At 47.0% G+C, this 26,615-nt stretch carries 23 protein-coding genes and 3 pseudogenes; 16 read left to right on the forward strand and 10 right to left on the reverse strand.

Annotation, left to right across the window (positions count from 1 at the left end):
- Positions 1–41: 41 nt before the first annotated feature.
- Positions 42–629 carry a class IV adenylate cyclase gene (gene cyaB, locus J07HQW2_RS04870; RefSeq protein WP_021054269.1) on the reverse strand — a complete coding sequence of 196 codons (588 nt, stop codon included), beginning with the start codon at positions 627–629 and terminating at the stop codon, positions 42–44.
- A 273-nt stretch (positions 630–902) separates the two neighbouring features.
- Here cyaB and J07HQW2_RS04875 point away from each other — a divergent pair, with 273 nt between their 5' ends.
- Positions 903–1,955: an FKBP-type peptidyl-prolyl cis-trans isomerase gene (locus J07HQW2_RS04875; protein ID WP_021054270.1), complete on the forward strand. Its 1,053-nt coding sequence runs from the start codon at positions 903–905 to the stop codon at positions 1,953–1,955.
- Between the two features lie 81 nt (positions 1,956–2,036).
- Here J07HQW2_RS04875 and J07HQW2_RS17790 read toward each other — a convergent pair whose 3' ends face one another.
- Both J07HQW2_RS17790 and J07HQW2_RS04885 read right to left on the reverse strand, forming a co-directional pair.
- Complete coding sequence (locus J07HQW2_RS17790; protein WP_303703970.1) at positions 2,037–2,249, reverse strand: hypothetical protein; 213 nt, start codon at positions 2,247–2,249, stop codon at positions 2,037–2,039.
- A gap of 422 nt (positions 2,250–2,671) precedes the next feature.
- Positions 2,672–3,049: a YlbF/YmcA family competence regulator gene (locus tag J07HQW2_RS04885; RefSeq protein WP_021054272.1), complete on the reverse strand. Its 378-nt coding sequence runs from the start codon at positions 3,047–3,049 to the stop codon at positions 2,672–2,674.
- A gap of 214 nt (positions 3,050–3,263) precedes the next feature.
- On the opposite strand from J07HQW2_RS04885, the gene J07HQW2_RS04890 reads away from it, so the two are divergent.
- The 7 genes and pseudogenes from J07HQW2_RS04890 (at position 3,264) to J07HQW2_RS04915 (ending at position 10,155) form a co-directional block, all read left to right on the forward strand.
- The gene (locus tag J07HQW2_RS04890) at positions 3,264–4,805 is read left to right on the forward strand and encodes a hypothetical protein (RefSeq protein ID WP_021054273.1); all 1,542 of its coding nucleotides are present in this window, start codon (positions 3,264–3,266) and stop codon (positions 4,803–4,805) included.
- A 234-nt stretch (positions 4,806–5,039) separates the two neighbouring features.
- On the forward strand, positions 5,040–6,074 hold the full coding sequence (gene dph2 / locus J07HQW2_RS04895) for a diphthamide biosynthesis enzyme Dph2 (protein ID WP_021054274.1): 1,035 nt from the start codon (positions 5,040–5,042) through the stop codon (positions 6,072–6,074).
- A 245-nt stretch (positions 6,075–6,319) separates the two neighbouring features.
- A complete protein-coding gene (locus J07HQW2_RS04900; RefSeq protein WP_021054275.1) occupies positions 6,320–7,159 on the forward strand; it encodes an MBL fold metallo-hydrolase in 840 nt (279 codons plus the stop codon).
- Positions 7,160–7,392: 233 nt separating this feature from the next.
- A pseudogene (locus J07HQW2_RS04905) lies at positions 7,393–7,962 on the forward strand (RNA-guided endonuclease TnpB family protein); the annotation flags it as partial.
- A 143-nt stretch (positions 7,963–8,105) separates the two neighbouring features.
- Entirely contained in the window at positions 8,106–8,267 is a 162-nt protein-coding gene (locus J07HQW2_RS17800) for a hypothetical protein (RefSeq protein ID WP_303703972.1), read from the forward strand.
- A gap of 834 nt (positions 8,268–9,101) precedes the next feature.
- Positions 9,102–9,308 (forward strand): type II toxin-antitoxin system CcdA family antitoxin, encoded by a 207-nt coding sequence (locus J07HQW2_RS19900; protein ID WP_021054279.1) that lies wholly within the window; start codon positions 9,102–9,104, stop codon positions 9,306–9,308.
- A 172-nt stretch (positions 9,309–9,480) separates the two neighbouring features.
- Positions 9,481–10,155, forward strand: coding sequence for a tyrosine-type recombinase/integrase (locus J07HQW2_RS04915; RefSeq protein ID WP_021054280.1), 675 nt, complete (start codon positions 9,481–9,483; stop codon positions 10,153–10,155).
- Positions 10,156–10,158: 3 nt separating this feature from the next.
- On the opposite strand, the gene J07HQW2_RS04920 is transcribed toward J07HQW2_RS04915, so the two are convergent.
- The 4 genes from J07HQW2_RS04920 to J07HQW2_RS17805 form a co-directional block, all read right to left on the reverse strand.
- Positions 10,159–10,374: a type II toxin-antitoxin system HicA family toxin gene (locus J07HQW2_RS04920; RefSeq protein WP_048075153.1), complete on the reverse strand. Its 216-nt coding sequence runs from the start codon at positions 10,372–10,374 to the stop codon at positions 10,159–10,161.
- Between the two features lie 67 nt (positions 10,375–10,441).
- Complete coding sequence (locus tag J07HQW2_RS04925; RefSeq protein WP_021054281.1) at positions 10,442–10,696, reverse strand: type II toxin-antitoxin system HicB family antitoxin; 255 nt, start codon at positions 10,694–10,696, stop codon at positions 10,442–10,444.
- Between the two features lie 128 nt (positions 10,697–10,824).
- A complete protein-coding gene (locus J07HQW2_RS04930; protein ID WP_048075487.1) occupies positions 10,825–11,067 on the reverse strand; it encodes a hypothetical protein in 243 nt (80 codons plus the stop codon).
- A gap of 23 nt (positions 11,068–11,090) precedes the next feature.
- Positions 11,091–11,240 (reverse strand): hypothetical protein, encoded by a 150-nt coding sequence (locus tag J07HQW2_RS17805; RefSeq protein ID WP_303703973.1) that lies wholly within the window; start codon positions 11,238–11,240, stop codon positions 11,091–11,093.
- A 27-nt stretch (positions 11,241–11,267) separates the two neighbouring features.
- Between J07HQW2_RS17805 and J07HQW2_RS04935 the strand changes: the two genes are divergently transcribed.
- From J07HQW2_RS04935 to J07HQW2_RS04945, 5 genes are all read left to right on the forward strand, one after another.
- Positions 11,268–12,293: a tyrosine-type recombinase/integrase gene (locus J07HQW2_RS04935; RefSeq protein ID WP_021054284.1), complete on the forward strand. Its 1,026-nt coding sequence runs from the start codon at positions 11,268–11,270 to the stop codon at positions 12,291–12,293.
- Between the two features lie 72 nt (positions 12,294–12,365).
- On the forward strand, positions 12,366–12,542 hold the full coding sequence (locus J07HQW2_RS17810; RefSeq protein ID WP_021054285.1) for a hypothetical protein: 177 nt from the start codon (positions 12,366–12,368) through the stop codon (positions 12,540–12,542).
- Between the two features lie 99 nt (positions 12,543–12,641).
- Complete coding sequence (locus J07HQW2_RS04940) at positions 12,642–13,025, forward strand: DUF7718 family protein (RefSeq protein WP_021054286.1); 384 nt, start codon at positions 12,642–12,644, stop codon at positions 13,023–13,025.
- Positions 12,995–13,171, forward strand: a complete 177-nt coding sequence (locus tag J07HQW2_RS17815; protein ID WP_021054287.1) for a hypothetical protein — start codon at positions 12,995–12,997, stop codon at positions 13,169–13,171. The genes J07HQW2_RS04940 and J07HQW2_RS17815 overlap by 31 nt, the downstream gene beginning before the upstream one ends.
- 230 nt (positions 13,172–13,401) lie before the next feature.
- A complete protein-coding gene (locus J07HQW2_RS04945) occupies positions 13,402–13,842 on the forward strand; it encodes a tyrosine-type recombinase/integrase (RefSeq protein ID WP_303703974.1) in 441 nt (146 codons plus the stop codon).
- 3,170 nt (positions 13,843–17,012) lie between these two features.
- On the opposite strand, the pseudogene J07HQW2_RS19905 reads toward J07HQW2_RS04945, so the two are convergent.
- Positions 17,013–18,613 (reverse strand): annotated as a pseudogene (locus J07HQW2_RS19905) (transposase).
- Positions 18,614–18,916: 303 nt separating this feature from the next.
- Positions 18,917–19,273, reverse strand: a pseudogene (locus J07HQW2_RS04960) (PadR family transcriptional regulator).
- Between the two features lie 816 nt (positions 19,274–20,089).
- On the opposite strand from J07HQW2_RS04960, the gene J07HQW2_RS04965 reads away from it, so the two are divergent.
- Positions 20,090–20,566: an Lrp/AsnC family transcriptional regulator gene (locus tag J07HQW2_RS04965; protein WP_021054296.1), complete on the forward strand. Its 477-nt coding sequence runs from the start codon at positions 20,090–20,092 to the stop codon at positions 20,564–20,566.
- Positions 20,567–20,667: 101 nt separating this feature from the next.
- On the opposite strand, the gene J07HQW2_RS04970 is transcribed toward J07HQW2_RS04965, so the two are convergent.
- Positions 20,668–21,684: an amidohydrolase family protein gene (locus J07HQW2_RS04970; RefSeq protein WP_021054297.1), complete on the reverse strand. Its 1,017-nt coding sequence runs from the start codon at positions 21,682–21,684 to the stop codon at positions 20,668–20,670.
- 508 nt (positions 21,685–22,192) lie between these two features.
- Here J07HQW2_RS04970 and J07HQW2_RS04975 point away from each other — a divergent pair.
- Both J07HQW2_RS04975 and J07HQW2_RS04980 read left to right on the forward strand, forming a co-directional pair.
- Positions 22,193–23,779, forward strand: a complete 1,587-nt coding sequence (locus tag J07HQW2_RS04975; RefSeq protein WP_021054298.1) for a proton-conducting transporter transmembrane domain-containing protein — start codon at positions 22,193–22,195, stop codon at positions 23,777–23,779.
- A complete protein-coding gene (locus tag J07HQW2_RS04980) occupies positions 23,769–26,531 on the forward strand; it encodes a DUF2309 domain-containing protein (protein WP_021054299.1) in 2,763 nt (920 codons plus the stop codon). The genes J07HQW2_RS04975 and J07HQW2_RS04980 overlap by 11 nt, the downstream gene beginning before the upstream one ends.
- Positions 26,532–26,615: the final 84 nt, after the last annotated feature.

A 26,615-nucleotide genomic window follows, 5' to 3' on the forward strand; every position in this document is an offset into this window, starting at 1 on the left:
CTTGTGGAAACCTTCTCAAGAGAAAATATTACTCATGAGAATTAATTTGATGAGTCATCAAGAAGTAACCCAAGATATGAGGTTTGGATCTGATCGTCCGGGTCTACTCCCAAGGTCGCAAGCGTGTCAATGAGACCTGACCGCACAGCCGGGATATCTGATTCAGCCGACGTCGTCGCTTCAGCCTCGATAAACTCACCAAGGTCAGCAACAGTATCAAGAACAATTGTGTGTGTGACATCGTCTGTATACGCAAGTGTGTAGATATCACGATCTTTCACTACAGTGGCAGCCGGATCGAATCCCAATTCATCGAGGATGTCAGCAACTACAGAGTCATCACCGACCGATACCTCATGTTCTTTACGTGTTTTTGATGTTGAATCAATCCGTGGACCCTTATATGTAAGTTCAGTCGTTGATGAGGTTGCGTCGCTTTTCTCATCAGGTATATGTCGCTTTTCTCGTCGGATTCGAAGCGCCTCATCCGTCGTTGCAAAATCGCGATGCGGTGCATTGTAATATGTATCGCGCTGGGTGACATGTCTAACGTACGTCGAATTGGTTTCTGTGAGCGCGGACTCAATTTCATCGTGAGACGCACGGACTTTGAGTTCAACCTCGTACACATAGCTCTCGTATGACCGAATTGAAATAAATCGTCTGGTCCGTCGAAGCTCATCAGATAGTGGTTCGGAAGGTGCCCTCTCAAAATAATACGGTCAATGCACTCTCTTAGTCGCTCACGTAGTCAAGAAGGTCCTGAATTCAAATAGAATATGATATTTGGATAATACTCAGATTATGAGTTCACTAGCTTGACAATTAATCACTGACTTGTGCGTAGTGATCTCCAGGGTCGAAACGTGATTCTTAAGAGTCAGACGGGAAATATTCAGTATATGAGTGACGAACCGCAGGCGGAAGAGGCCGATACGGCCGATTCGGGCATTCAAGACGGTGACTTTGTCCGTCTTGCATACACCCTTCGAACGCAGGAAGATGAATCTGTCATCGACACCACTGATCCAGAGGTTGCTACAGAAGCAGGACTGGATGACGATGAGCGTGAATTTGAACCTCGTGTATTAGTTATTGGTGCAGGGCATCTGTTCCCGTCAGTCGAAGATGTTATTCTCGGAGCAGACGCTGGTGATAGCGGAACTGTTGATATATCTGCGGATGACGCCTTCGGTGAGTATGATGATGATGAAGTCCGAACGATTAGTGCGAATAAGATTGACGAGGATAATCAATATCCTGGTGCACAGGTGCAGATTGATGACCAACAAGGTCGTATTATAACCATCATTAATACTCGGGCACGTGTTGACTTCAATCACCCACTCGCCGGTCAGGATCTTGAGTATGAATATGAAGTGCGTGATATCGTCGAAGATCCTGAAATAAAAGCTGAGAGTTTGCTTGGAATGTATCTCCAGACGCCGCCAAGTGTTCAGATTGAGACTGATATGGTTGAAGAGCAAAAACCTATTGAGACGGCGGACGAGTCAGAGTCAGAAGCCGATGTTGACGGAGAGAGTGATATTGAGGCTGAAATTGAAGCCGAGGCTGAGTTAACAGCCGAAACTGAGACCGAAACGGTCGAAGTTGAAAAAGAGACTCTCTACGTAGATTCAACACCCGAGATGCAGATGAATCAACAATGGCTTTTCTCAAAACAACAAATTGCAGAGGAAGTCATTGACCGGATTGATATTGATCGGATGATCATTCAGGAGACGCTTGATGGTCAAGGTGGAATGATGGGAGGTCTTGGTGGTATGATGGGCGGTATGGGTCCTGATCTTGATGCTGAGGAGGATGCCGGGGCAGATATTGATGAGTCGGATGATGTTGATATTGAAGAGACGGTCGAAGATCTTGAAGATCTCGAAGATGTAGATATTGACGCTGAGGAACTAGCTGCTGAACTAGGTGACGTCGAAGAGTAATCGGGCACTGTTGACAGTGAGTGTTGAATGATTTTTAATTGTTTTTTCTGTAAACAACATCTCGGTAATTGCCGAATATATCTATGTATCTACAGATGAACGAAGCGGCTTAGATCGTTCAGGCACGCTATGTAATATTAGCGATATAAACATGCCCGATAGTCCACGTGGTGGTGAATTTCTATGCGTGACGATGACACCCGCTACCGTGGTTCCAAGTGCCCGAGCCATTGCAGCTGTCTTCGCAGCGTCTCGAATGGAGGCAACTGCTGGTGTTGTAACAACGATAACCATGTCTGCAACTCAAGATGGGCGGGCTGCATCCGAACCAGCTCTCGCAGGACAGTGTGTACGGATCAGTCGAATCGACATAGTCCGTTTCAGACAATGAATCGATACTAGTATGAGCAGTGCCGGCAAGTCGATATAGATTCGGAAGATCGTAATCTGCATCGACAGCGACTGCAGAGCCTCTGACAGCGCGAGCGTTGTTATTTCGCTACAGCCACCCTTACCACCAGCAATCGCGAACATGCTGAAATGGTCTGGTCGGATTATGATTTGAATATCCGGACCTTTCAATAATCGTCAGACAGATATCGTATAATTCACCCTATCAGTTCGGGTTATTAGAGCTGAAATAAGGGGTCATAACGATAGTGTTCAATACGACCCAGGTAGGAATGCAACGGTATTATGACATCAGGTTCAGAATACTATTCATCTTGACAGCATCCGCCTGCTTCGCCGCCGAAATCAACAGCCAATGGATCTGAGATTGCTTTATTGACATCTTCGAGCTTCGACTGAAGTGTTTTTTGTGCATCAAGATACGCTGCCATCTTCGGCATATCATGTAGTGCTGACTGTGCAGACTTCACCTCATCAAGCATCTCTTGAGTAGCGGTGCCGGCTTGACGGGCACTCATAAACTCTTCACGGCGATTCTGGAATTCTGTGATCTGTGATTGAATCTCATCATCTGCCTCAACCGCTGTCTTTGTTTCTTCGAACCTTTTATACTCTGTCGTATCAGCAATCGCCTCACCGAGTTCGCTTCCTAACTGTTCAAGTTTGTCTGTCTGAATGCTCATGCTTGTATCTATGATTGGAACGTATTTCAAAGTGCGGTCGTGTCTATTAAAAATCGTGTATCATCAGACAATTAATTACAATGCTGAATCAGCATACTGTGATATTATACTCAATTCTTCGTGAGATTGTTTTGTATTCGATGAAATCGAAATGATACCACACCAGAGTTGAGTGAGCAAAAGAATCTAACAGTTGAATTGATTATGTGCATATGTGGCACCTGTCTCAGTTAATCGGTTCGCGACATTACTTCGCGGACTTGAGCAATCCCGTTTCATTGATTTTGTAGCTGCCCTCTGGGACGCGCGGAGTGATACAGATGTAACAGTTGGGCAGCGATTCATTCATGTCGGTGATTCAGATGAGAATGAATCGCAGACTGTGATTGCTGTGATTGGTCATTCATGGATTCCAGACCGATTTCGTCAGTTCAGTGTTCCTGAGACAGTTGATATATTGATCACGACACAGCAGACAAAACGATATATAGAAACAACTGATGCTGTTGACGCACGTATCATTGGTCCCGCAGAGTTACACTCAATTGCACTATATGCTGTCTCGCGACCGACGGCTGAGACGCTTTTCAATACATACTTTGATACTTCTATTACAGTAAACAGCTCACATAATCGTGAAAGGAACGCTCACCACCGCATTGATAATTATATTGGATATGAATTATCAGACACTCTAATATCGTTGATACAAAATACACGGTTCAGGCGTTCAAGACCCGTGGGGACAGTATTTATACTCATAATTATCCTGATCATAATTGCAGGTAGTGGAATCGCACTTGGCGTGATGCCTGGAACAGCATCAAATGTCTCACCGGGGCTATCCTCAGAAGATTCCACAGTAGGGACGGCTATCAATGAATTGACTGTCGAGATTCAGATGTTCCTTGGAATTTCATCAACTAATGCTGAACAGCAGTCATTGTCACGATCAGAGTCTGAGACAACATCTGCACCGTTAGATCCTGGAAGTCAATTAACATCAAATGAGTCACAGTCTGGAGAGACAGAAGGAAACACTCAAACATTGCTTGGGTATCCACCAGGTGTCACGACGACCGGTATTGTGGACCCAGACCGATTAGCAGCAGCACATGCTAATACTGTTTCAGGACAGTCATATCGATATGACGTCAATAAACAGCATGTCAATGCATTCGGTGGACAGACCTGGCAAGAACTCTCAGAAGAAGCAATAGTGGCAAGTCAAGTAGAATACTTATACACTGCAACAGGAACATTACAATCAACAAATGAGACAGAGGATGTGAATTTAAGCGTCTACGCTGACAGGTCAGACGCATACATTCGAGTCGATCGCGAAAGTGAAACAAATGTTTCATTTGGGAAATTTTCAGTCAGTGGTGGTGAGTTTGGAAGCAACAATGGGCGATTTGCCAACCGTGCAGAAAGTATTCTGCAACGGTATCTTGACACCTCAGAGTCACGGATTGTGCTCTCGAAACTGAACAATGAAACATATAGCATCGTTGCAACTGGACAGCCATTTGGTTTAAATACAGACGGCCGTGTCAACGATTATCAAGCAGTCGCTCAGGTGAACGAACAGGGGTTTGTCTCATCATTTACCGCATCGTATCGTCGTGTTACAGAGAACAAAACTACTACCGTCTCTGTATCGTTCAATTATGAGGATATCGGATCAGCAACTCCATCACAGCCTCAGTGGTACACAACAGCACAAAATGAAACCGCGAGGTCAACACGAGAGTAGCATTTCACTGAGAGATTAAAATATATTTCTTCCTCGTTCAAAAATAATGTTGACTGTTTTTGTATCGATACGACTGTGGTTTTCTGAGTTGTGTTTATGTAAGTAATTTGATGCACAGATCACCACGAAAGTGCAGAATCTTTCAGGATAAATCAATGGAAAAAACCGGGTAACTCGAGGCTTTGACATCACCAGTGAACAACAGTTATGCGGCCAGACAGGTTATATTTCACAATGAGTCAAGAACCTGCAACTGAAGGAGATCTTCGAAATACTGGTATGTCACTCAAACACGACCGAGAGTGGGATTACGAACTTGATCGGATTGTTGAGGAAATTGCGGAGCGTGATGCAGACCGCGTTGGATTGCAATTCCCTGAAGGACTCAAGCGACGTGGTCCAGCAGTCGCAGATGATCTTCGGGAACTGTGTGGCGATGATGTGACCTTTATGCTCTCTGGTCAGCCATGTTATGGTGCCTGTGATCTTGATACATATCTGATGCGTCGGACGGATGTATTCGTGCATTTCGGACACTCACCAATGAAAGAGTCAGATAAGATCATATATGTGCCATTATTCTCGAATGTTGATCCATTCCCGATTCTTGAAGAGGCGGTTGACGAGCTACCCAAAGACGATGTGGGTCTCGTAACGACTGCTCAACATATGAATCAGTTTGATTCGATGGTTACGTGGCTTGAAACGCGTGGATTCGAGGTTCACACTCGAAAGGGTGATGACAGGTTAACACATGAGGGGCAAGTGCTAGGATGCAATTACGCATCAGCAGATATTGACGCTGATCAGGTGCTCTATGTCGGTGGTGGAAAGTTCCATCCACTCGGGCTTGCAATGGAACATCCGGACAAACGGGTTTTGATCGCAGATCCAGTCAACAATGTCGTGACCGTTGCTGACACCGAGAAGTTCATGAAACAACGCTATGCGGCTGTGCACAAGGCAATGAGTGCTGATAAGTGGGGAGTGATTTTCTGCACGAAGATTGGACAAGGCAGAATGGATACTGCTGAGTCTATTCTTGCGGACAATGATAATACATATCTCATCACAATGGATGAGGTGACACCAGACCGGCTTCGAAACTTCGATATGGATGCATTTGTCAATACGGGTTGTCCGCGAATCACTACCGATGATGGACCACAATTCCACAAACCAATGCTTACGCCGGGCGAGTATCGAATCGCTGTCGGTGATAAGCCATTAGACTCACTCTCTTTCGATACATTCCATGGCACATGGTGAAATACCTCGAAATCAGATCCTGAAGCTTCATAATTCCACGACGCGCTTTGTACCGGTAGCTTTTCACTGAGCTGACGACGTATGGAGCGCAGTTGCATAGACGTGACTTTAGAGCATCCCGGTCAGACCTACTTGAAGCTTGATTGAGAACAGTTTTTGCTGGGTTCAAATTTCTTTTTTGACACGAGTGTGCGTCACTATGTGTCTATCAATAATGGTTAATCCATGGCGTCAACATAGATGATATGGTTGATATTGAAAGCGATTGGGGGGCATGGCTCCCGCGTTCTGTCGAAGCAGCATCACCTGACACGGTGGCTGTCTGGTATCTTGGATGTAATGGGTTTTTCCTAAAGGGTAATCGGGGGACGACAATTGCAATTGATCCATATGTTGGGATTGGCGACCCTCCACGAACGGTTCGGATGATTCCAATACCATTCGATCCTGATGATATAACGACTATGGATGCAGTGTTAGCGACTCATGAGCATACTGATCATACTCATGGTCCATCACAGGGTCCAATTCTTGAATCAACAGATGCGCACTTCTATGGGCCTGATGATTCAATCCAGGTCGCACGCAAGACCGAGGCGTGGCAGAGTGAATACGATATCGATGACACACAATTTCGGATTATATCAGAGGGTGAAACGATTGACATTGGAGAGTTTACAGTTCATGTTGAGTACGCTCACGATCCCGACTCGACGCACCCAGTTTCATACGTGATTGAGCATGAAACAGGGACGTTTTTTCATGGTGGTGACACAAAACCGCATGAGGATTTTGACGCACTCGGAAATGAGTATGATATTGACCTTGGGGTACTTGCATTTGGCTCAATTGGCAATATCGATGATAAGACGACCGGTGAGCCTGTCCAGACAAAATGGTACGCAACAGAGAATGAGATTATCCGGGCAGCAGCAGACCTCAATATTGATCGGCTCCTCCCAAGTCATTGGGACATGTGGAAAGGATTGACCGCGGATCCAACGGCGCTACATACGCATGCACGGAGCTACATATCTCCTCGAGTTCTTGAAATTGCTGAAATTGGCGACCGTATTAACTTATAATTGCACGTAATTATACTAATGCGTTTACTCCCGGTAATAAATGTTAAACATGATTTATTTTTGAAGGACCTGTGTCGTACGGTACATCACTGGTATGTGCCCTGACCGATATCGCTGGAGTTAGGATTATAAAATAAATCTTGAAAGCACAATCTGTTTAATATCTGATTACTGAGAATCGAGGAGAAAGCCTCGTGTGCTTTCGCGCGGAGATGAATCCGACACCGACCCGTTCAGGCGAGGCACCCATCGGTGTTGATATTGGTGAACGGCATATTCTCGGTGTGACTGCCTACGGCGAAGGTGAGTCGATGCTGGTGTCCGGTGCGGTGGTGAGGCGAAATACGTTCGACGCAAATATCGTTCCCTACGCGATTCGCTATTGCTATTGAAAGCGGGTGCACTTCGTGCACGCAACTGCGTAGGTGATAAAAAAGCGTCGGATTCAGGACTTGAGCCACAAGTTCTCTCGTCGTCTTATTACGTTCGCGGAACAGTTCGAGAACCCTGTCATCAAAATTGAAGACCTCGAAAATATTCGTGAAAATAGCTCATGGTCAGGTGTTCACTCGTTGCACTTCTCCCAACTCCGACAGTTCATCACGTACAAAGCCGAACAAGCCGGTATTCGAGTCGAGAAAATTGATCCGTTCAATACTAGTCAAGAGTATTCGGTGTGTGGTTCGATGAGAACGCGTGGTGGAGATCACTTTTTATGTTCGGAGTGCGGGCGAGAACGTCATGCGGATCTGAACGCTTCGGAAAACATCGCACAACAAGAGGGCGAACCATGCACGGACTAACGCTCCGGGCGAGTCGAACCGTGTACCTCGCTGGTTGAATAGAATAGAATAGCCAGTCATGTGTAATGCTCGCTGTCTGCGAGGAGAGAGGATCTTTTGACAGAGTTATACGCGCTGGAACGCACACCGTTGGTCACAATTCGGTGGCAACCTTCGAGGGGTCACGCAAACGCGAACGCGTATCTGAATCCCGAGCCCGAGGAACCGCGCAACCTACAGATCCACTTCGTGGAATCCCGCGTCGCGTCTTTAGGCGCGGGAGGATGTCAACTGCGAAACAAGCGTTCGGTTGGGAAGTAATCTAGGTCATTTTTCATCCACTTATTTCACCGAAATCACACATCACAACCCTACTAAACATACTGTAGTCTCAGTTTCCAAACCGTCGTATTGATATAGCGCTATATGGTTTATACGTCGAAAGACGGACACAGACTAAGAATCATTAATGTAATATGGATTATCTATTATTATACACTATCGGGAAGTATCGGCGTATATGACTCGGTGATACTCTGATAGTTCACATTGTCCACACTGAGTAGAATTCAAATAACTAGAATCATTACATATAGGAGCTCTCTGCATTTATCGGTCAAACTCGTCTATTACTGCATCGATAATCGTTTTAGTTTATAGGTATTCTCGTCACATTTTCACCTACCGTTGCAATAGAGAGAAAACCCGCACAGGGATTGAAACAGCGAATACTGTTGTGTAGCGATTGAAACAGCATACCCTCGCCTTTGAGTCGTGATCAGCATCGGTTTGATTCGACACACACAAGTTCTCCCTACAAGCTAGCAGAGAGGAGGCCGAATCATGTCTGAGACTACGCATATAGCACGGGTGAGCGTGCCTCTATTGACGACTTATCTGATAAGGCGATTACGGCTCACACCACATTACCGCCGTAAATATTCAGTTGAAAGCTGGTGTGCTGTCGATAGATTTAGTTGGGTAGTTGAATACTCTTAGGTGGTCGTCTTGTGACCTATGCGACCATTGATGACACCCACTGACTCACCGACATCCCCCTTCGTCCGGGGAACATAGGCACTCCACTTTCCCCCAGTGTTAATTCCCGATGACCATGTGGTTCACCGAAAATAAAATGTGTAATATGTGCATAAACGAGAGTGACCGGTGAGTCTGATGGCAAAAAAAGAGTCAATATCACGCTCGATCCAGAGCTCCACTCTGAAGCCAGAGAGCTGGGACTGAATATCTCAGGTGTCAGCGAGAGGGCTTTGAGACAGTACGTTCAAGCTCTCACCAGCGATGAAGAGGTTGTTTTGTCCTTGTCTGCGTCAGAATCACCCGTCGATGACGACCGCGAGCAGTAGGCGTCAGAGCCCTCACAGGAGTATGCTGATGCCTCCGTTGATGAGATCATTGCTGATATGAGCAGTACGGCAAAACAGTTCTCAACCGAAGTCAATCGACGCTCGATCAGCATACCCGATACGTTGGTCGACTGCTTCGTCATGCTGAGAAACCACCTGCAGCTATCAGGAAATGGATATCATCGCGTATATCGAATCAGAGCAGCCAATCAGCGATGCTAAACACAAGAATATCCTCTCTGCCGCCCGGGTTTTGTTCCGTGAGTTCGTCGATACCGAGGCTGCCAGCAGCTTCAAGATCCCAAATATCAGCCCGAATCCAACGTCTGTCCCGACCAAAGATGAGCTACAGACGTTCTACGACGCTATCGATACCCGCCGATACCAGGCGGTCTTCCTGATGTATGCGACCTCAGGATTACGATCTGCTGAGTTGGTGCAGCTCACAATAGACTATATCACTGAGGAGGATCGGATGCTGATCCCCGACAAGGAATCTGAGAGCAAGCAAACGTGGGTGTCCTTCTACAACGAGGAGGCAGAAGCGGCGTTTGCGGCATACAACCACAACCGAAAACATGGTGATGATCGATTGTTCCAGGTGAGCAAACCCGCTGTACTCAAGATGTTCCAGAAGATCTCCGAGGAGTCGGGTGTGAAGATCACCCCGCAGGTACTCCGCCGGTGGTTCGCTTCTGAGATGGCCTCACTGGGCGTCGATTCAAGCTACATCGATGCCTTTGCTGGTCGAGTTCCTGAATCTGTCTTGGAGAAACACTACCTCGATTACTCTCCTCGTAAGTTGAAACAGATCTACGATGATGCTGGGCTCACCGTTCTTGAGTGACTGTCACCGGTTAGTGTCAATCCATTGCTTGAATCTGTTGTAGTCTTTGGCACCGGCTTGGTCAGCAATATTTCTCAGCGTACCTTCGCTGACTTCGTCGTGGAGTGGGACTGGAACCGTTCGGGCGTCAGCATCGTGGTCCTCCGGGGGTTCCCATCGAAGAATTGCGTGGTCTCCACGGGTACGTTTCCACTCGTAGATTCCACTCGTAGATTCCACTATTCACCATCACTTTCACGATACCCTTCCCGGAAAACGGGGCATACGACATGGCTACTGGAGGGGATTATTCGAAAATCTCTGAGTCTTCAACCGATCCAGAGCTATTCTGTTCTGGATCAATCCCCATGTCTCGAAGTTCCGAATTGCTTGGAGACTCGCCTTCTCCGTAATATCCTTCGAGTGCTTCATCGAGGTTTTCGAGGGCCTTCTGTCGAGTTTTTCCTTGGCTCGTGACACCTGTCTCTTCATCGCTTGCTACCCACCACTCGCCGTCGTCATTGAGCGTGATGGATTGATTGGTGACAGAGTCTGCGCTCATTATTCTTGACTGCGTCACAGATAAAATAACACTTTGGTTGTCAACTATCCATGTTCGGAGTTTAGTTAATTTCCGTAGCGTTTGTGAGCTTCATCGGTTGGAAGTATCTCACGAACCCGAGCTTCGTTTTATTTGTCATTTATTGTGTAAAATGCAGTATAGCCCCGTCCGATATGGAGTCGATACATTTCTCGTCCATCTACAGGTAGCTTCTCTCGGTCGCCACCTCCTGATCCGGGACGAGGATACGGATCATCCGCTAGTTGTTTGAGATTATCTCGGACAATCCGATTGGTCTTATCATCGGCGTCAGCTAGAAATTCGCGTGGCTGATCCCCAACAAGACACTGAAACCCACGGTTATACCTCATCGAGCGGCACGAAATCGTCGTCATCAGTTCGGTCGAGTAACTCTCGTTTCCATTTGCTTGGTCTCGATCAGTTCTTTCACAACATCATCCCACGTCTCTCCCGCTCCTTTGAGTTCGTCCAGATCTTCGAAGGTCCCCTCACGGAGAGGAATCCGCTTTGTGGCCTTTGACATATTTACAAGATTACACACTCACCTCCGATGAACAAGAAGCGAACCAACATCTCGCTCCAACCGAACGTATACAAAAAAGCGAAACAACTTGGAATTAATATCTCCCAGACAGCTGAAGAAGCCCTCCAAATCCGGATTGAAAGTGCTCACAGTGGTCCGATAGCTGACGGCACACCAGCACCACTCGGGATTACGCTCGCCCACATGGACGCAGCGCGGATTATCAACACCACTTCTGACGACCTTGACCCCGAGCAATTCCTCGAAGAGTTCGAGCAGGCCTGCGAAGTTGACTGGGATCTAGCCGAGCGAACGACGAGAGATCGAGCTCGGTATGCGCGAAAACTCGTCGACTTCCTTGATGACCACCCGTTGACGGCCTCTGAACAGGATCTTCGCAACTTCCTCCAGCAATACGAGGATCAGAATTGCGTCAAGACAGTCCGTATCATCTACGGGCGGTTCTACGATCCCGACCTCGCTGAGAACTTCAAAATCAAGAACCCGCCTCCGACGCCGACAAAAGCACCCAGCAAAGAGGAATTACAAGCTGTCTACCATGAGCTCGATGCTGGAGAAGAACAGGCCGCCCTCTTGTTGATGGCTACGTCTGGTCTCCGACGCAGCGAGATTCTTGATCTTACGCCGAAGAATTTCGACCTAGAAAACCGGGGAGTGTACCCACAGAAAGCGGACGGACAAACGACCAAACAGCAGTGGATGTCGTTTTACAGCCCGGATGCGGAACGGAAACTTCACGACGAGTACGACTTCGACCAGATGGACTCGGATGAGCCACTGTTTACCCGTCACAAGTCGACCTTCACGCATAATTTCGCCGATGCAAGTGAGGAGGCCGATACAATGCGGATCACCCCGCAGGTGCTTCGGGTCTGGTTCTGTCAAGAGATGAGCAGTCTCGGTGTCGCTGATCGGCATATCGATGCGTTCTGTGGCCGAACCTCCCGATCCGTGCTTGCAAATCACTACTCGGATTACACGCCAGAGAATCTCCAGAAAATCTACGAGGATGCTGGGATCTCGGTGTTATGACAAAATGTGCATTTATAACAGATCAGTAAATTTGCACAGAAATTACAAAATGTTATCATGTCCTTCTATTGAATGATGTCTAAAACTCTGAAGACACGCGATCATCATGGGGCAGATTCTTTGGATATCATAATCCCTGTTGACGCTGTTCGAGAATATGATATCAACCAAGGCGACGTTTTTGAACTCGAAGCTGAGGAACAAGACGGTGATGTTATTCTCCGATATCGACGAGTGTATGAAAGCTAATTTTACCATCAGTCAGTGGCTGACTGTAACTCTGGAACGATCTAATTACAATTGTCACCGGGATTGCTCTGGCAATAGATCAGGAGAACATTGAGCCCGATGAACAACGATGGACCACAAGGGTATGAGCGAGAGTTCACTACAGTCATCAACCGCCGTTCTCAAATTCGAATCGGTTTATCGACCGAGAAGGCCGATGTGATGCGGTTTTTTGTCCAACTAGAATACTGGCGTGATGGTGGCTGGATGGAAGTAGTCAGATTTGCCCACAACCCTAACACGGAGTTCGGTCACGATATTACGGAAGATGGACTCCACATGGATATCTACCGAGATGGAGAGAAATACCATGTAAGAGAGGACTTCCCAGCGGTGAAATTAAACTGCGCCCCCACGCTATTGTATGGTATATATCCGAGAGCACGCGGATCGCACACTCAGGAGATTCAAGAATGGCACAACGTGAACGCGAACGACCGATGACAGACGAAGAGATCGACGATATAGCCGCGGCTGCCGATGAGCTTGGAGAACGGGTTGTCAACGCTCTCGAAGCGGAGACAGGGCGCGACGCTGAGGAGTTTGATGTCGATCCAGACGATTACGAGTTCCCGGGCTCAGATTCCTGACTACGTTGTTCATTGTCGCGGCGGTTGCAGACTCTTTATTCCAAAGTCGCTCTTCGGTGATTGTCGGTGATGCTTAGTATCAAAACTGAGATTATGCGGATTCTATCTTTCCGAAATTAGGGGAACTCGGAAATTGAGCCTCCTATATCGGTAGTTTTTCTGCTCTAACCCTTGCTCAGAGCATAGATTTATGCTTCAATTTCCGGTAATTAGAATTACCGGAAATGAATTTGCAAGAGCATGAGATTAAAGACGGGTTCAAACTGTGGTTATCTGAGCAAGAAGTTACCTCCCTGCTCGATCAAGCGATACATCCGAAGGCAAGAATTGCATTTGGGTTAGCTGCTCGATCAGGCTTAAGAAGCCATGAAATTACTGAGGTATATCCTGAGAATATTGTTGATACTGATGCAGGTTCTATGATCAGGGTTGAGCATGGAAAGGGTGACAAATTTCGAGAGACTCCGATACCTCCTGAGCTAAAGACAACAATAGAGACTGCTGTTGAGTTTCGAGAACAGGGAGTAAATGAGCCTGTGATTCTCAACACAAAGGGTAATTCTTGCTCTACGCGCACGTTAAGGAATTGGTTAACTGAGACAAGAGAGAAGCTAGCTGATCGAGGGCAAGACAAGTACTGGAATGAAATGAGGTTAATCTGCATGACCTAAGACGCACATGGGCTACGTCATTAGCTTCGAAAGATGTTGATGCTCTCGTTTGCTGCGATTGGGGTGGGGGGGTTGGGAAGACCTAGAAGTGTTCCTTAGCGCATACAGGGGCACATATTCGCCTGAGGCTCAGAGGCGTGAGAGAAATAAGGTTGAGTGGTTATGAGCCTAGCAGCTGATGATGAGATTTCGGATTAACACGAAACACAAAAATAAGCTGCTGGTGGATTTTCTCGAGGTCAGTTCTTAGAATAACCGACGAGGAATGATTTTACTCTATGAGTTCCTCTTGATCGAGTTCTAGCTCCAGCTCCTGCTCCTGATCAGCTTGAGTTTGAGTCTCTGTGAGATTGAGATTCTCAGGAGGAGCCTCTAGATATGTGCGTGTCGCAATATCATAGACTAGGATATTGTGATTAGCGAATTGTCACCAAAAATACAGAACATGACAACAGACGTCATCAAATTCATATCCTTTGCATTGGCAATCGCTGAGAATCTGCGATTCATGCTCCTGAGTCTCAACATAAAAAGTAACTCTGTAATCTCCTCCGATTGAGCCATTTGCGCGAGGGAGTGAGATTTGCCATTGCCCCGGATTAACAGAGCCGATAATTGAGGTATATCTCTGTGCTCTCCGCCATGAGCTTGTATCCTCAAATCTTTCAGGGAGAGTTAGTTGATCAGTTTGAGAGAGCAGATCAATGAGTAGTTGATTATGCGCGTGTTCGTTTTCGGGTATTTCGCGGTGTATTCGATTGATTGACATTTGTATTAGTTTTCTAAGTATTGCATACTGCATTGTGCACATTGCATCAAAAAAGAGAGCCTCTAGGACTATCTCTGTCGATATAAGAGAGGTTACTTGTGTAGCTACAGTGGATTGACACCGTATGTGACCTGTTTATGTGTGTGTATACTTTATATTACTACTAATCTACTGTAGTTACACAAATAACTCAATATTACTGATCACGATATTCCCTGGTGCGACTATAATGATTCTACGGCATACGAACGTCATGAAAAATCTATTTAATATAAGTAGTCCCCAATATATGATGTGCCTAGATCACACGCTGGATGAAAAATAATTGTATAGAGAAATAGGACAACACACTCTATCCTTCGAGTTACTGAGATGAACTACTCGGACGCTTACTGAACGTGCATTGAGTGAAACCGTGGAGTCGAGACCAATGACTCTGGGACACCTAGCCTGTAGAAGGGGTAATGTCAACCCTTACTCAGGGGTTAAGCTCAATAGAACCATGATCTAGTGTATTAAGCACCGGTATCAATTTTCGCTTTCGATCATACCAGACATATCAGTGCAGCAGCGCACCGGGTCAGGTCTGAGCGAGTAAGTTCACCTTTGAGTGGGACATAAACATGACAACGGAGAGAGGTGGTAAATATACAACCGAAAGGTTGCTCACGCTACACACAGTGACTTTGATCAGGTATCTTGCTCTCGCCTCCATGGTGGAGTTAAACTATCTTATTATTATTCTCTCAGGTGTGCATTGGGGTGTGTTTCCTGCTGTTCAGGTATGATTGATATTGACCTCAAGACTATCCATTTAATGGGCTTGGATCCGCCATCATAGAAGAGATTAAAACTAGATATTGGATCGTCATGCTGTCATCGCGCTTTGATCTCAGTCGCCGGCTCCGTATAACTAATTAACTCGGGTTATGTTTTGCATTTTTTATATTAATATAAAATTTGTATAGTATTAGACGGCAAATCGATCATAAATTACTTTTCGCAACTGCATATACTAAACTTGATGATGCAGAAATGCCGTATCCCGATTAATAGATAGGCTACATCTACAGATATCAAGGCGAGTGCCTCAGGGCTTGACTCCGAGAGGGTGAAGCCGACATGAAATGACGCTACATGTCTATGTCTTCTCAAAAAAATACAGTCAGAAAACCTTACAGATAGGTTAAAGATCTTCATCCAATGCTGGCTGCGACAGTCTAGAAATGTGACCCCTCTCACCATCCGCTACTGGCGGTGCGGCAGGGACAAGCGGTTTCACTGGGAGCTGGTGTAGACCCCGACTCCTCACAGAAAACGAGAAGGTCGGGGTCGGGAGGAATTGACTGAAATTCGCCTGCGGGTGCGGGTGCGGTGTTGATCTAAAACTGTGAAGCTTCGGCTTGGGACTTGTCCCCAGGGTACTTCACAAATCATAGCATGCATTCTTTTTATAACGATTATAACATTACACTCATCGGAAAGCTTGATACCGTCGTTGTATTTTATTAATTCATATCCCTACGACTGTCGAGTTCAGTCAACTCAGAATATTCGTGAATCCGATAATGATAGCCGTCTTTCTTGACGAGTGTAAACTGATATTTGTCTATTCACTATGCTACCGTTCATGTAAGTGCAAAACGCGAGTGACTGCATTTCTGGAAAATATATCCGAGAACAGCCATCTCAATATGGGTAACGATTGTTTCAAAGTAGCAATTTTGGAACGAGAGAGTTATTGAATTGAATTATGAGCGCTAGCGCTTAGATTCATCTGTCTGAGTTCCTATTTTGAATGCTATCTAACTTGAGATGGTCGGTACCTAGCCAGTGACACTCAGGAACGTGCATATCTTAAAATTGGAACCATGCGATATTTGATATTTAAACATATCTGAAACGAGAACATAAGAATAATACTGTTTTTGATGTCGTATTTGACGATGACACGAAGCCGTATGTGGTCTCAAGAAGCATTTCTCCGATACAGTCTCTGATTCTACCATAACACATATTATACTAGAGCCGGGTCGCTATCGAGCGCCTCTATGGGCAAATAGCACGGTGAACAGGTCAATTTGTAGTACGCTTCATCGAAATATTGTTCCTCGCCAGAGCATTCTTTCTGTAATCAATTCAGTTGAGTAATATTATCTCTATATGAATGTGAGATGAAATACTATATCAGACATATATATCGTATGTCGCTATATCAAATTGTTAGATGGCAAGGTGAAACTACACTGGGTCTAGGAGGGCTGTGATGCGTAGTCTCAGCCGAATCAGTGAACAGAAACTGCTTCAGATCACCCTTCGTTCGCGTCTTCGTATCGTACCAACGGTCAGACCGTCGTTTTCTTGAGATTCTTGATAGCGCTGACCCAGACTGAACATTCTACTACCAGATTGCTGTTTCCTTCTTCAGCAGCGTCAGCGTATTATCGTTCGTCACAATCGGCGAGTATTCGTGATCACCGGTCAACTTGATCTGCACAAACAAATCGACTGCCCGCCAAATCAAGCACAGCAGACACGCGAACGCGAAGTAGAAAAACCGGGAGTCAAAATTCCTTGGACGTCGTCGTAACGATGAACCGCTTGATTGACTTGTAGCCATACTCAGTGAGAAGGCTACTCCCTCGGTTCGTCATGCACATTGAGTGCTGCTGATGGTCGTTATGCTCTGAGTTCTCTTTGCGTCGATAGATCAGCGTCGTTTCGTGTACTTGTTCTCGCCGAAATGGAGTTTCCCGTCGGGTTCATACAGGTCCAGATCTCGTCGGAGCAACCGCTTTGCCTGAGCTTTCTTGCTGGTCTGCATCCGCTTGAGCACGACGCAGGAAAGACCGGGCTGATTGAGCATCTTTAGGACGTGCTGACTATCGAACTCTCGATCCATCAGCATGTTATCGATGTGAATCATCTCCTCAACCGAATCCAGGAAGTCCTCAACGATTTCTACGCGGGACTCACCCCTCTGAACTGGTCGCACGTCCAGCACGATTGGGACGACACTTCCTACTAATTGGACGGTGACCCACTGATATGTGTACTCGTCGATCTTCTCCTTCGTCTCGGTGATCTCGTTCCTGTGGCTGGTTCTGTCGCCGGTAACGGGATCAGCTTCGGTGATGTCGATGGCGACGATCCCGGCTCGAAAGGACTACTCTGTCTTGGGGACTCCTGAACGAAGTCTCTGGATAACCTGACGATACATCTCTCGGACCTGTTCGATCGGAAAGTCACAGATGTGGTCGCAATGAGCATGCCCGAGTGGCGTCCGCTCCCGCGTTGACCCGTAGGCGAAACTGCGAGCGCCCTCGTTGGCAGCCAGCCACTCGCGAAGTCCGAGAGACGTCCGTAAGTCCTAGTAGGCGTTCTCGTGGATCTCACAGCCCTCCTTTTGATCTAGCGAGAATGCCAGGAAGACAATCCGACCGACGTGCTCCGTAATCGGTGCTGCCTCGTCGAGAACAGCGTGGTCATCTGGGTCTGATTCGTCCGCTTTGTCACCGTGAGACGGACGCTACCGATCTAGGTTCCACGGAACACTAACACGCGCGTTCTGGGCTTTGACCAGAATGGTCCGCGCAGTGGTCTCGACTGTACTGCGAAGCTCGGCGGTGAACCGCCTGAGCCACAGCGTCGACTGGCCCGGTACACGCTTCAAGTTCGATTGCTCGCAGAGCGTTGGACGACGCTTGAGATACTCTATTAGTGCTATTTCGTGCTCCCGCCCGTGGAGTTCTTTCAGCACGAACACACGAAAGAGGGTGTCCATCTCGTATCGAGTCGACCCCGCGTAGTGGTCGTGTGCTTCGAATTTGAAGTACACTAGCGGGAGCGAGTAGACGAAGTTCTCGACCGACTCGTGGCGGTTGTGTTTGAACCAGGTCTGTGAACTGTCCGAACATTTGACTCCAGCCCATCGAACGAGCTTCGCTCGTACAGCGGTGTTGCATCGTATGCTGACCAGTCAGCGTGGGGGCGGTGGGCGATCTGTCAGAAGACACTTTGGCGAGACTTACACGTCAGTGCCACCACGAGACGCTGAAGACGACTCGTTCAACAACGCCGCTCTCTCAAGGAGCCATATTGATCGATTCTCCCTCGGTATTCGCAATAGTTGGTTCTGTATCACGTGGTTCGTCCTCAAGGACTTTTTTCAGGATAGCGTAGAAGCGTCACTCGTCACCGTAGTCGTAGAGTCCTGAACACGCGAACGGACCTGGACGTCGCGATCTTCGTCAACGACGTGGGCGAAGTGAACGTCGACTCCAGGATCGATATCGATTTCGGATCTTAGACGCTGTCCAGATGGGGAGTGTTCTCATACTTGAGCATCTTCTCGGGCTTGTCAGAGATGGTGTCGTGGATCTGCTGGAGGACCTCCTCTGCAGCGAGCAGATTGTGCTTCTTAACCAACGCCCGCTTTTCGTCAATGAGGCCATAGAACTTCCAGGGGTAGTCCTGTCGGCATTGGTCATCATATAGGGCGACCTCGCCGACGATACCGGCGTCGATGAGTTTCTGGATGTGCTTGTAGACAGTCGCGTCGCTCACGCCGGGGTTGAGCGCCTCCAAGTTCGTACATTGAGGGCAGCTGCTCGGATGCTAGAGGATGTTATTGATGAGTGCGAACCGCGTCTGCTGGGTCATGAAGTGGACGAGTTCCCGGGTCACACCGAGGGGGGGAAGCTCACTCTCTGATAAAATCGATACTACGTCAAGCGCCTGTTCAGGACGCTCCCGACGTTTGGTAACGTTTTGTTCGCGATAGGACTCATAACTGGTCTCAATAGACTCGTGTCGGAGCAGCTCTTGTGGGAGTTCGGCGTCCTGTGCGTAGAGGTTGCTGCCGAGCCCACACCGGTCGCCGTGGGGTTTGAGATACTCTCCGTCAGTGTCGAGGTCCGGTGCGTCACAGAGCTGTTTCATCAGCGACCGTGCCCCGTTCTTCGAGAGTGCTGGTGGCGCAATCCTGTGTTCTCGGGGGATTTCAATCGACGGCGACTCGTCGAGAGCTGTCTCGATCTCCTTAGTGTCCCACTCCTGAGCATCAAGCCCTCCTCGTTGGCGTTCGCGAGCGACGCGTGATGCCGCATGAGTATCAATAATATGAAGTCATATATTAACGGTAAATCGGTTATAATGCGATTATCTAGCGGTCACTTGCCGATTAAGAGTTATCATAAGTGGTATGATGCTACGTCGGCTAACCGAGTTTCTGAGCAGAGCCTAGAGGCTAGTTTATTTGAATTCATAGCTATTATTGATTATCTCAGATTTTACTGACAAGTCGTCAATCAACTAATTAGCATTACTCTGTAGCAACCGACTCTGTTTGAATCCAACCGTTTTTGCTCAGCGCAATGTCGACCATCACGTCATTAATAAAAAATTGTAATCGTAAGATTGCTTCTCACGGGGGTATGATACTCAACTTCTTTGTGAACACCACTCAGAATAATCGATATGGAAGCAAACAAAATCGATGATACTGACCGCGCGATTTTATATGCACTACAGATGGATGCCAGAAATATGTCTTCAAGTGATATCGCAGAGCGGACGGGGACCGCAGACAGCACGGTTCGGAAACGGATCCAACGACTTGAATCCACGGGGATGATTAAAGGATACAGTGCCGAGGTTGATTATCAACAGTCCGGCTATCCGCTTCGGATGCTGTTGTTTTGTACTGCAGCAATTCCTGAACGTGGTGACCTTGTTCCTGATATCTTATCGATCAATGGCGTCGTGTCAGTACAAGAGTTAGTCACTGGTGAGCAGAACCTACTCGTCACAGCTGTCGGTGAGACCGATGATGACATTACTCCTGTGGCACAGGATCTTCTTGATTGTGGAGTAACAGTGGCTGATGAGGTTCTCGTCCGAAGTCATGAAGCAACACCATTTGGTGGATTTGATACAAATATAGATGAGTCATAACTCAGCTTATTGTAGTTAATTGATACCGGATGGAGAGAGGTAGTTATGCAGAGCGGGTTCGTGTGTCATGAGGCAGTACTCACTACATGTCAGGAACCAAATTATAAAACCACACGTCTAACGTCAAGTGGTCCTGCTCGTCGGACAATAGCCTGGATTGGGTCAACTGCGCGTGAGAGGTTATTTGAATCACCATCAATCACAAGCAATGCAGCCTGACGACCAACGTCAATTACTCCACGATTAAGCCCAATTGCTTCAGCCCCAGCAATTGTAGCCATCTGAAGCACTTCACGTGCTGTCACATCAAAGTGTTTTGCAGTGTATGCCATCTCCCGAAACATCGATGGTGGATTGAGCATCACATTGTCAGTCCCCAAAGCCACGGTCGTGTGATCGAGAAGTTCCCGGATTGGTGGTCGACCAACATCAAGTACCTGATTCGCCCGTGGACAAACTACAACAGGAATCGACTCGCTTGCTATTTCATTGAGGTGTTCAGCCTCAGCATGAACCATGTGAACTAATAGATCTGGCTCTAGTGCAAGTGCGGGATAAATATCGCTTGCATCCGGCTCACCAGCGTGAATCCCGAAGGGTGCATCAGCCATTCGAGCAGCGGTCCGTTGAGCGCTGAAATCGGCATCCGTAGCACCGCTTGCACCATATCCGTCAGCAACTCTAAGCACAGTACCCTCACCACTACCAAAGATAAATGTTGTCAGCTCACGTTTTGATGCAGCCGAGCGAAGCGCGGTTGTGCCAGAAATCCCTGACTCTCGGAAGTCAAGACAGGCACCTGTGCCTGTTGATTGCATAAACCCTAATGTGCGATACATACTCTCGATAAGCGTCTCTCGATCCGCTGTGTCGAGCCGACGATGTTTGAGACTATCAGGTGGTACGACCGCCTCGGTTAATGACAGTCCAACAGCAGCCTCAGTTGCTACTGAGTCACCAAGGTGGGTGTGTGCATTGACGAATGTTGGAAGAATAATATCCGTCGATGAATTTGACTCCTCTTCGACAGCGGTAATCTCTCCGTTGTCAATGATAACCTGTCCACGTATTGGTTCAAATGTTTCACCTTTGAGAATCGTTCCTTCGAACCGCTCCATACGGTATAAGCCACATAAATCACAATATGGCTTTCCATTTCAATAACACCAAACCGTTCGAGATTATCATCTGACCACTGATACTGAGTGAGAAATGCCCGATTCGGTGTATTTGATATCCTCCTGCGCCTGAAGACGCGGGTACTCTTCTTGTATTGTATAATTATTGTGTCACTGGTATGACTGTAATTGTGACAATTCATGGACGCATATCCGAAGTGATATGATTGAGCTAGTAGCGTTTATTCATTATATGCTAAGGATATCTTCATGAGTAATTACTCGGAATAATATATTGAATATAATGTTCTTATATTAGATAATTAAGAACGATATGATACAATGAGAGGATTAAAGTAACATTCTGTTCGTGGGTATAATAGGAACGATCGATTACGCTGATATAGCTTGATGTTATGCTGGCAGTCAAAATTGTCTGTCAGCATGCAGTGATTGCAGCGATGATACGCACATCGATAATTGGCGTCGTCGGTCAGTGAGTTGAATCATGACGGGTGGAAATCAGTCACAAACGGATGAATCAAGTGCAAAATTAAAATTATCGGCGAGTGGCGACAGCAGCACAGATGGTCAAGAAAGGTCCATATATTCACATCTGCAAATTCCAGTTCGTCTCACACAGACAATGTGGACATTATGGATATTGAGTATTTCTGCCCTTGTTTTTTGGATATGGCGTGGCGGAACGTTTGCTATCACGCTGGATGTCAAGACTGGATGGATACCAACACAGCTATTCAATGTCGATGGTGTCACACTCATTATTTGGGTTGCGGCGACATTTTTCAGCGGTATTGTTCATAGCTACAGTCGACGCTATCTTGTGGGGGAACAACACCAAGATCGCTTTTTCATATTTGCGTTCGGATTCACATTGGCGGTCCTCGTCCTTGTCGCTGCAAATCATATTGCACTGTTTACAGTATCATGGATGACAATGGGGCTACTGATGGCAGCACTGATTGGTCATGTCCGTGGATGGTCACAAGCACAGACAGCTGCATCATTTGCGCGGCGGTATTTTCTGATCAGTGGCACATTCGTTGCTGTTGCTGGCGGAATTCTCTGGTGGACAGCCGATGTCGTCACAATTGATTCGGCGGGTAGTGCAGCTGTTATCATTGGTCTCAGTCCACTCACAATTGCTAGTGTTACCGTTGCATTGATACTTGCAGCGATGATTCAATCGGCACTGATACCATTTCACACTTGGATGCTATCATCGATGACTGCGCCAACTCCAGCATCCGCCCTTATGCACGCTGGATTTGTGAATGCAGGTGGAATTCTTCTTGTTCGATTCGGACCGATAATTGAAGCAGACACTCGTCTACTGATCTTGATCATGTTTATCGGGGCGTTGAGTGCACTTGGAGGGAAGTTCCTCAAAACAGTGCAGTCAGATGCTAAACGAAAACTTGGATGTTCGACCATCGGGCAGATGGGATTCATGATCATGCAGATTGGACTTGGGTTCTTTGCTGCGGCGATTACGCATTTAATTCTACACGGCTGTTATAAGGCGTATCAGTTCCTCTCAGTCGGTGATACAGTGAAACGGTTGAGTCCAGAAACAGTAGATGAAAGTACCGAGGCGGAAGGTAAGTTCACTATCCGTGGGGTGATTATGACGGTGATTACGGCAATTACCGGGGGCAGTATTTTTACATTGATCACTGGTAAGGGGTCAGCACCGGATAGTGGTCTGCTTCTTAGTGGACTCATCGTAATCACGACATTACATGCCACACAACGTATGATGCAACATACTACAGTTTCGAGTTATCTCCGATATGGAGCTGTTTTAGTCGTGTTTATGCCTGCAATCGCTATATACGGTTTTTTGTACAATGGTATTGCGGCAGTTATGAAGACAGGCGGAATGACCCCAGCGGTTCCAACGGAATTGACAGTCGTACATGCTATTGTCGCAGGTGGATTTCTCGTGTCGTATGCGGTGATTGAGACAGGGGTATATCAGCGCAGTCGTTGGCTGTATGTGCTATTGAAGAATACCTCACAGCCGCCAGGAGAGACATTATTGACTACCACGGAGGAATACGATGACCACTGAATCATCTAATGCAGAAATGGAGACAGAACAAGAGACAACGTCAGTATCAACAGATACCGAAAAAACGGCTGACGTATCACAGTCAATCGACTCATCGGTAGATTCGTCGAGTTCTGAATCATCATCAATTGGCGCTGAGACCAACGCTGGTAAGGATGACATGTCATCGTCAGTAAACACAATAATTGAACGACATATAAACTCAGCCGCAGAGGATGTTGGAGCGCTGTGGCCAATCCACTCATTTGTGACGGCTAATCCGCTCGATGGATTCGAGAATCGACCGTTTCACGAGGCTATTGCCGCAGGAGCAGTCCACTTTGATGGTGACGGGTATCCTGACCCAAGCGTGTTTGAGCGCGCGTGGAGGACTGGACGAATCGATAACGAGATTCTTGCTAGCACATTGATTGAGTATGAGGTTGATCACACCCCAGCATCAGCTATCGCCGCAATTGACGCAGACACAGTGACAAGATCAAATGGCAATGTGGAAGTAGATAACCAGACAGATAACTGGGATAAGATCGATAAACGAGTAATAAAATGGCTTTCAGCATTTCTTGATGCAGGGAGCGCCGAGTGGGCGATGCCAAATCGTAAGGAAGGATTTTATGTTGCATTTCAAGCAGTCGCGATGCATGATACGACAATTCCTGATGTTGGTGTGATCAGAGACCCCCCAGCCGACCCACTTGACACGGTCTCTACGGTGCTTGAGTCATATCCAGAGTCGGAGTGGAATGAGATTATTGAAGCACAGATGACGTCTCTTCCAGGTTGGACAGGGCTGATATGTCGTCGGATTGAGGACGAAACGACATGGCAGACAACGTATCCGATTACACTCAGTGGCTATCTCGCAGTCCGTATGATGATTGCGGATGCACTCTCAGTGTCACTTGATAGTAGTTCCCAATCAGTAGGACATAATCGCTCATCAAGCACCCCTAAGCATGACCCAGCTACGAGCACGGACGCGTCGTCAGCGGATATCAGAAGCCGCCCACTTCGAGCGGTCATATTGATCGCATGGGAGCGAACCTACCGCGAGAAGCTCATTGAGCAAATTACTGAGACGACAGATGACCATGGTCATAAAGCAATGGATGATGAAATGACATCACGGACAAACTCAGATTCATCCACAAATTGTCCAGACGCACAACTGGTATTCTGTATTGACACCCGATCAGAAGTTATCCGACGGCATATCGAGTCAACAGGTGAATATGAGACCTATGGTTATGCTGGATTCTTTGGCATTCCAATGCGATATGAAGGGTATAACAACACTGCTAGCGTTAACGCATGCCCACCAATTGTCGATGCACAACATCGTATCAGTGAGGATCCGATCGTTGGAGATATAAATAGTAACGAGAGTGACCACGCACGATATGAGCGCATTCACGAAATATATACTACAGGGGTAGATATCGTTGAGTCGCTTTCAGCGAATGTAACGACAGCATTTAATTTTGTTGAGACGACTGGGAGCGGCTATGGAGTCGGACTTGCGGCTCGAACGCTATTTCCGCAAGGAGTGTATGACGCTCTGACGCGCATTGAGAGACGACTTCCGCAACCGGATGCTGTCTCAAAACCACAGCTCGATACAGAACCCATGGATGTATCCAAGCATGCTCACAGCGATACAGCTAGATCGCACTCTGAGGATGTACTTCCATATGGACTCACTCATCAGGAACGTGTCAAATATGCTGCATCGGCGTTTGAGATGATGGGTTTGGAGACGTTTGGTCGCATTGTTGGATTTATTGGACACGCTAGTCAGACAGCCAACAATCCATTTGGGTCAAGTCTCGATTGTGGTGCATGTGCGGGAAATGCCGGAGGACCGAGTGCACGTGTTCTTGCACAGGTTTGCAATGATGACGATGTCAAGACATCGCTTCGTGACCGCGGAATCGACATTCCAGTGGATACAGTGTTCATAGCGGGTGAACATAATACAACGACCGATGAGATAACGCTCTACACTGAGACGGTCCCAGAGAGTCATCGGGGTGATATTGCATCACTTCAGACAGATCTCACAATCGCTCAGAAACGTGCAGCAACTGAGCGTATTGAATCATTTGATACTGATAACACAGCAGATGCGGTGCAGGATATTGAACGACGAGCTGCTGATTGGGCTGAAACTCGTCCAGAATGGGGGCTTGCCGGTAATGCTAGCTTTATTATTGGTCCACGGTCCCTAACTGAAGATATTGATCTTGAAGGTCGGACATTCTTACACTCATATGACTGGCAACAGGATAAAACAGGAAGTGAGCTCGAATCGATTCTAGCTGGACCAATGATCGTTACGCAGTGGATTAATGCACAATATTACTTTGCAACTGTCGACACAGCGGCTTATGGAAGTGGGTCAAAGATCACGCAGAATCCAGTTGGAAACATTGGTATCTATCAGGGTAACGGTGGTGACCTGATGAGAGGATTGCCGATTCAGTCTGTTCGAAAAAGCACTGATGAGCTGTATCATCAACCAATCAGGTTATCGACAGTCATCCACGCACCAGTATCTAAGGTAACACGTGCACTCGCTGATCTCGAGTCTGTCATTGAATTATTAGATAATAATTGGCTTTCATTGACCGTTGTCGACCCAACAGATGATAATGACGTATTCCACTATACAGAAAATCTCACATGGATACCACATGGAGATGGATATGGATATGAAGATGATAATACAGCCTACACCGCTACAGAGGAATAGACCGCTATTTCATCATTTGAAGACCGGATCATTCAGTATCATATAGCCAGTCCTTAAGATGCTAGATTCGGTTCACAGTTCAAC

Origin of the sequence: Haloquadratum walsbyi J07HQW2, assembly GCF_000415985.1 — an archaeon.
In the GTDB taxonomy this organism is placed as follows: Archaea; Halobacteriota; Halobacteria; order Halobacteriales; family Haloferacaceae; genus Haloquadratum; species Haloquadratum walsbyi_B.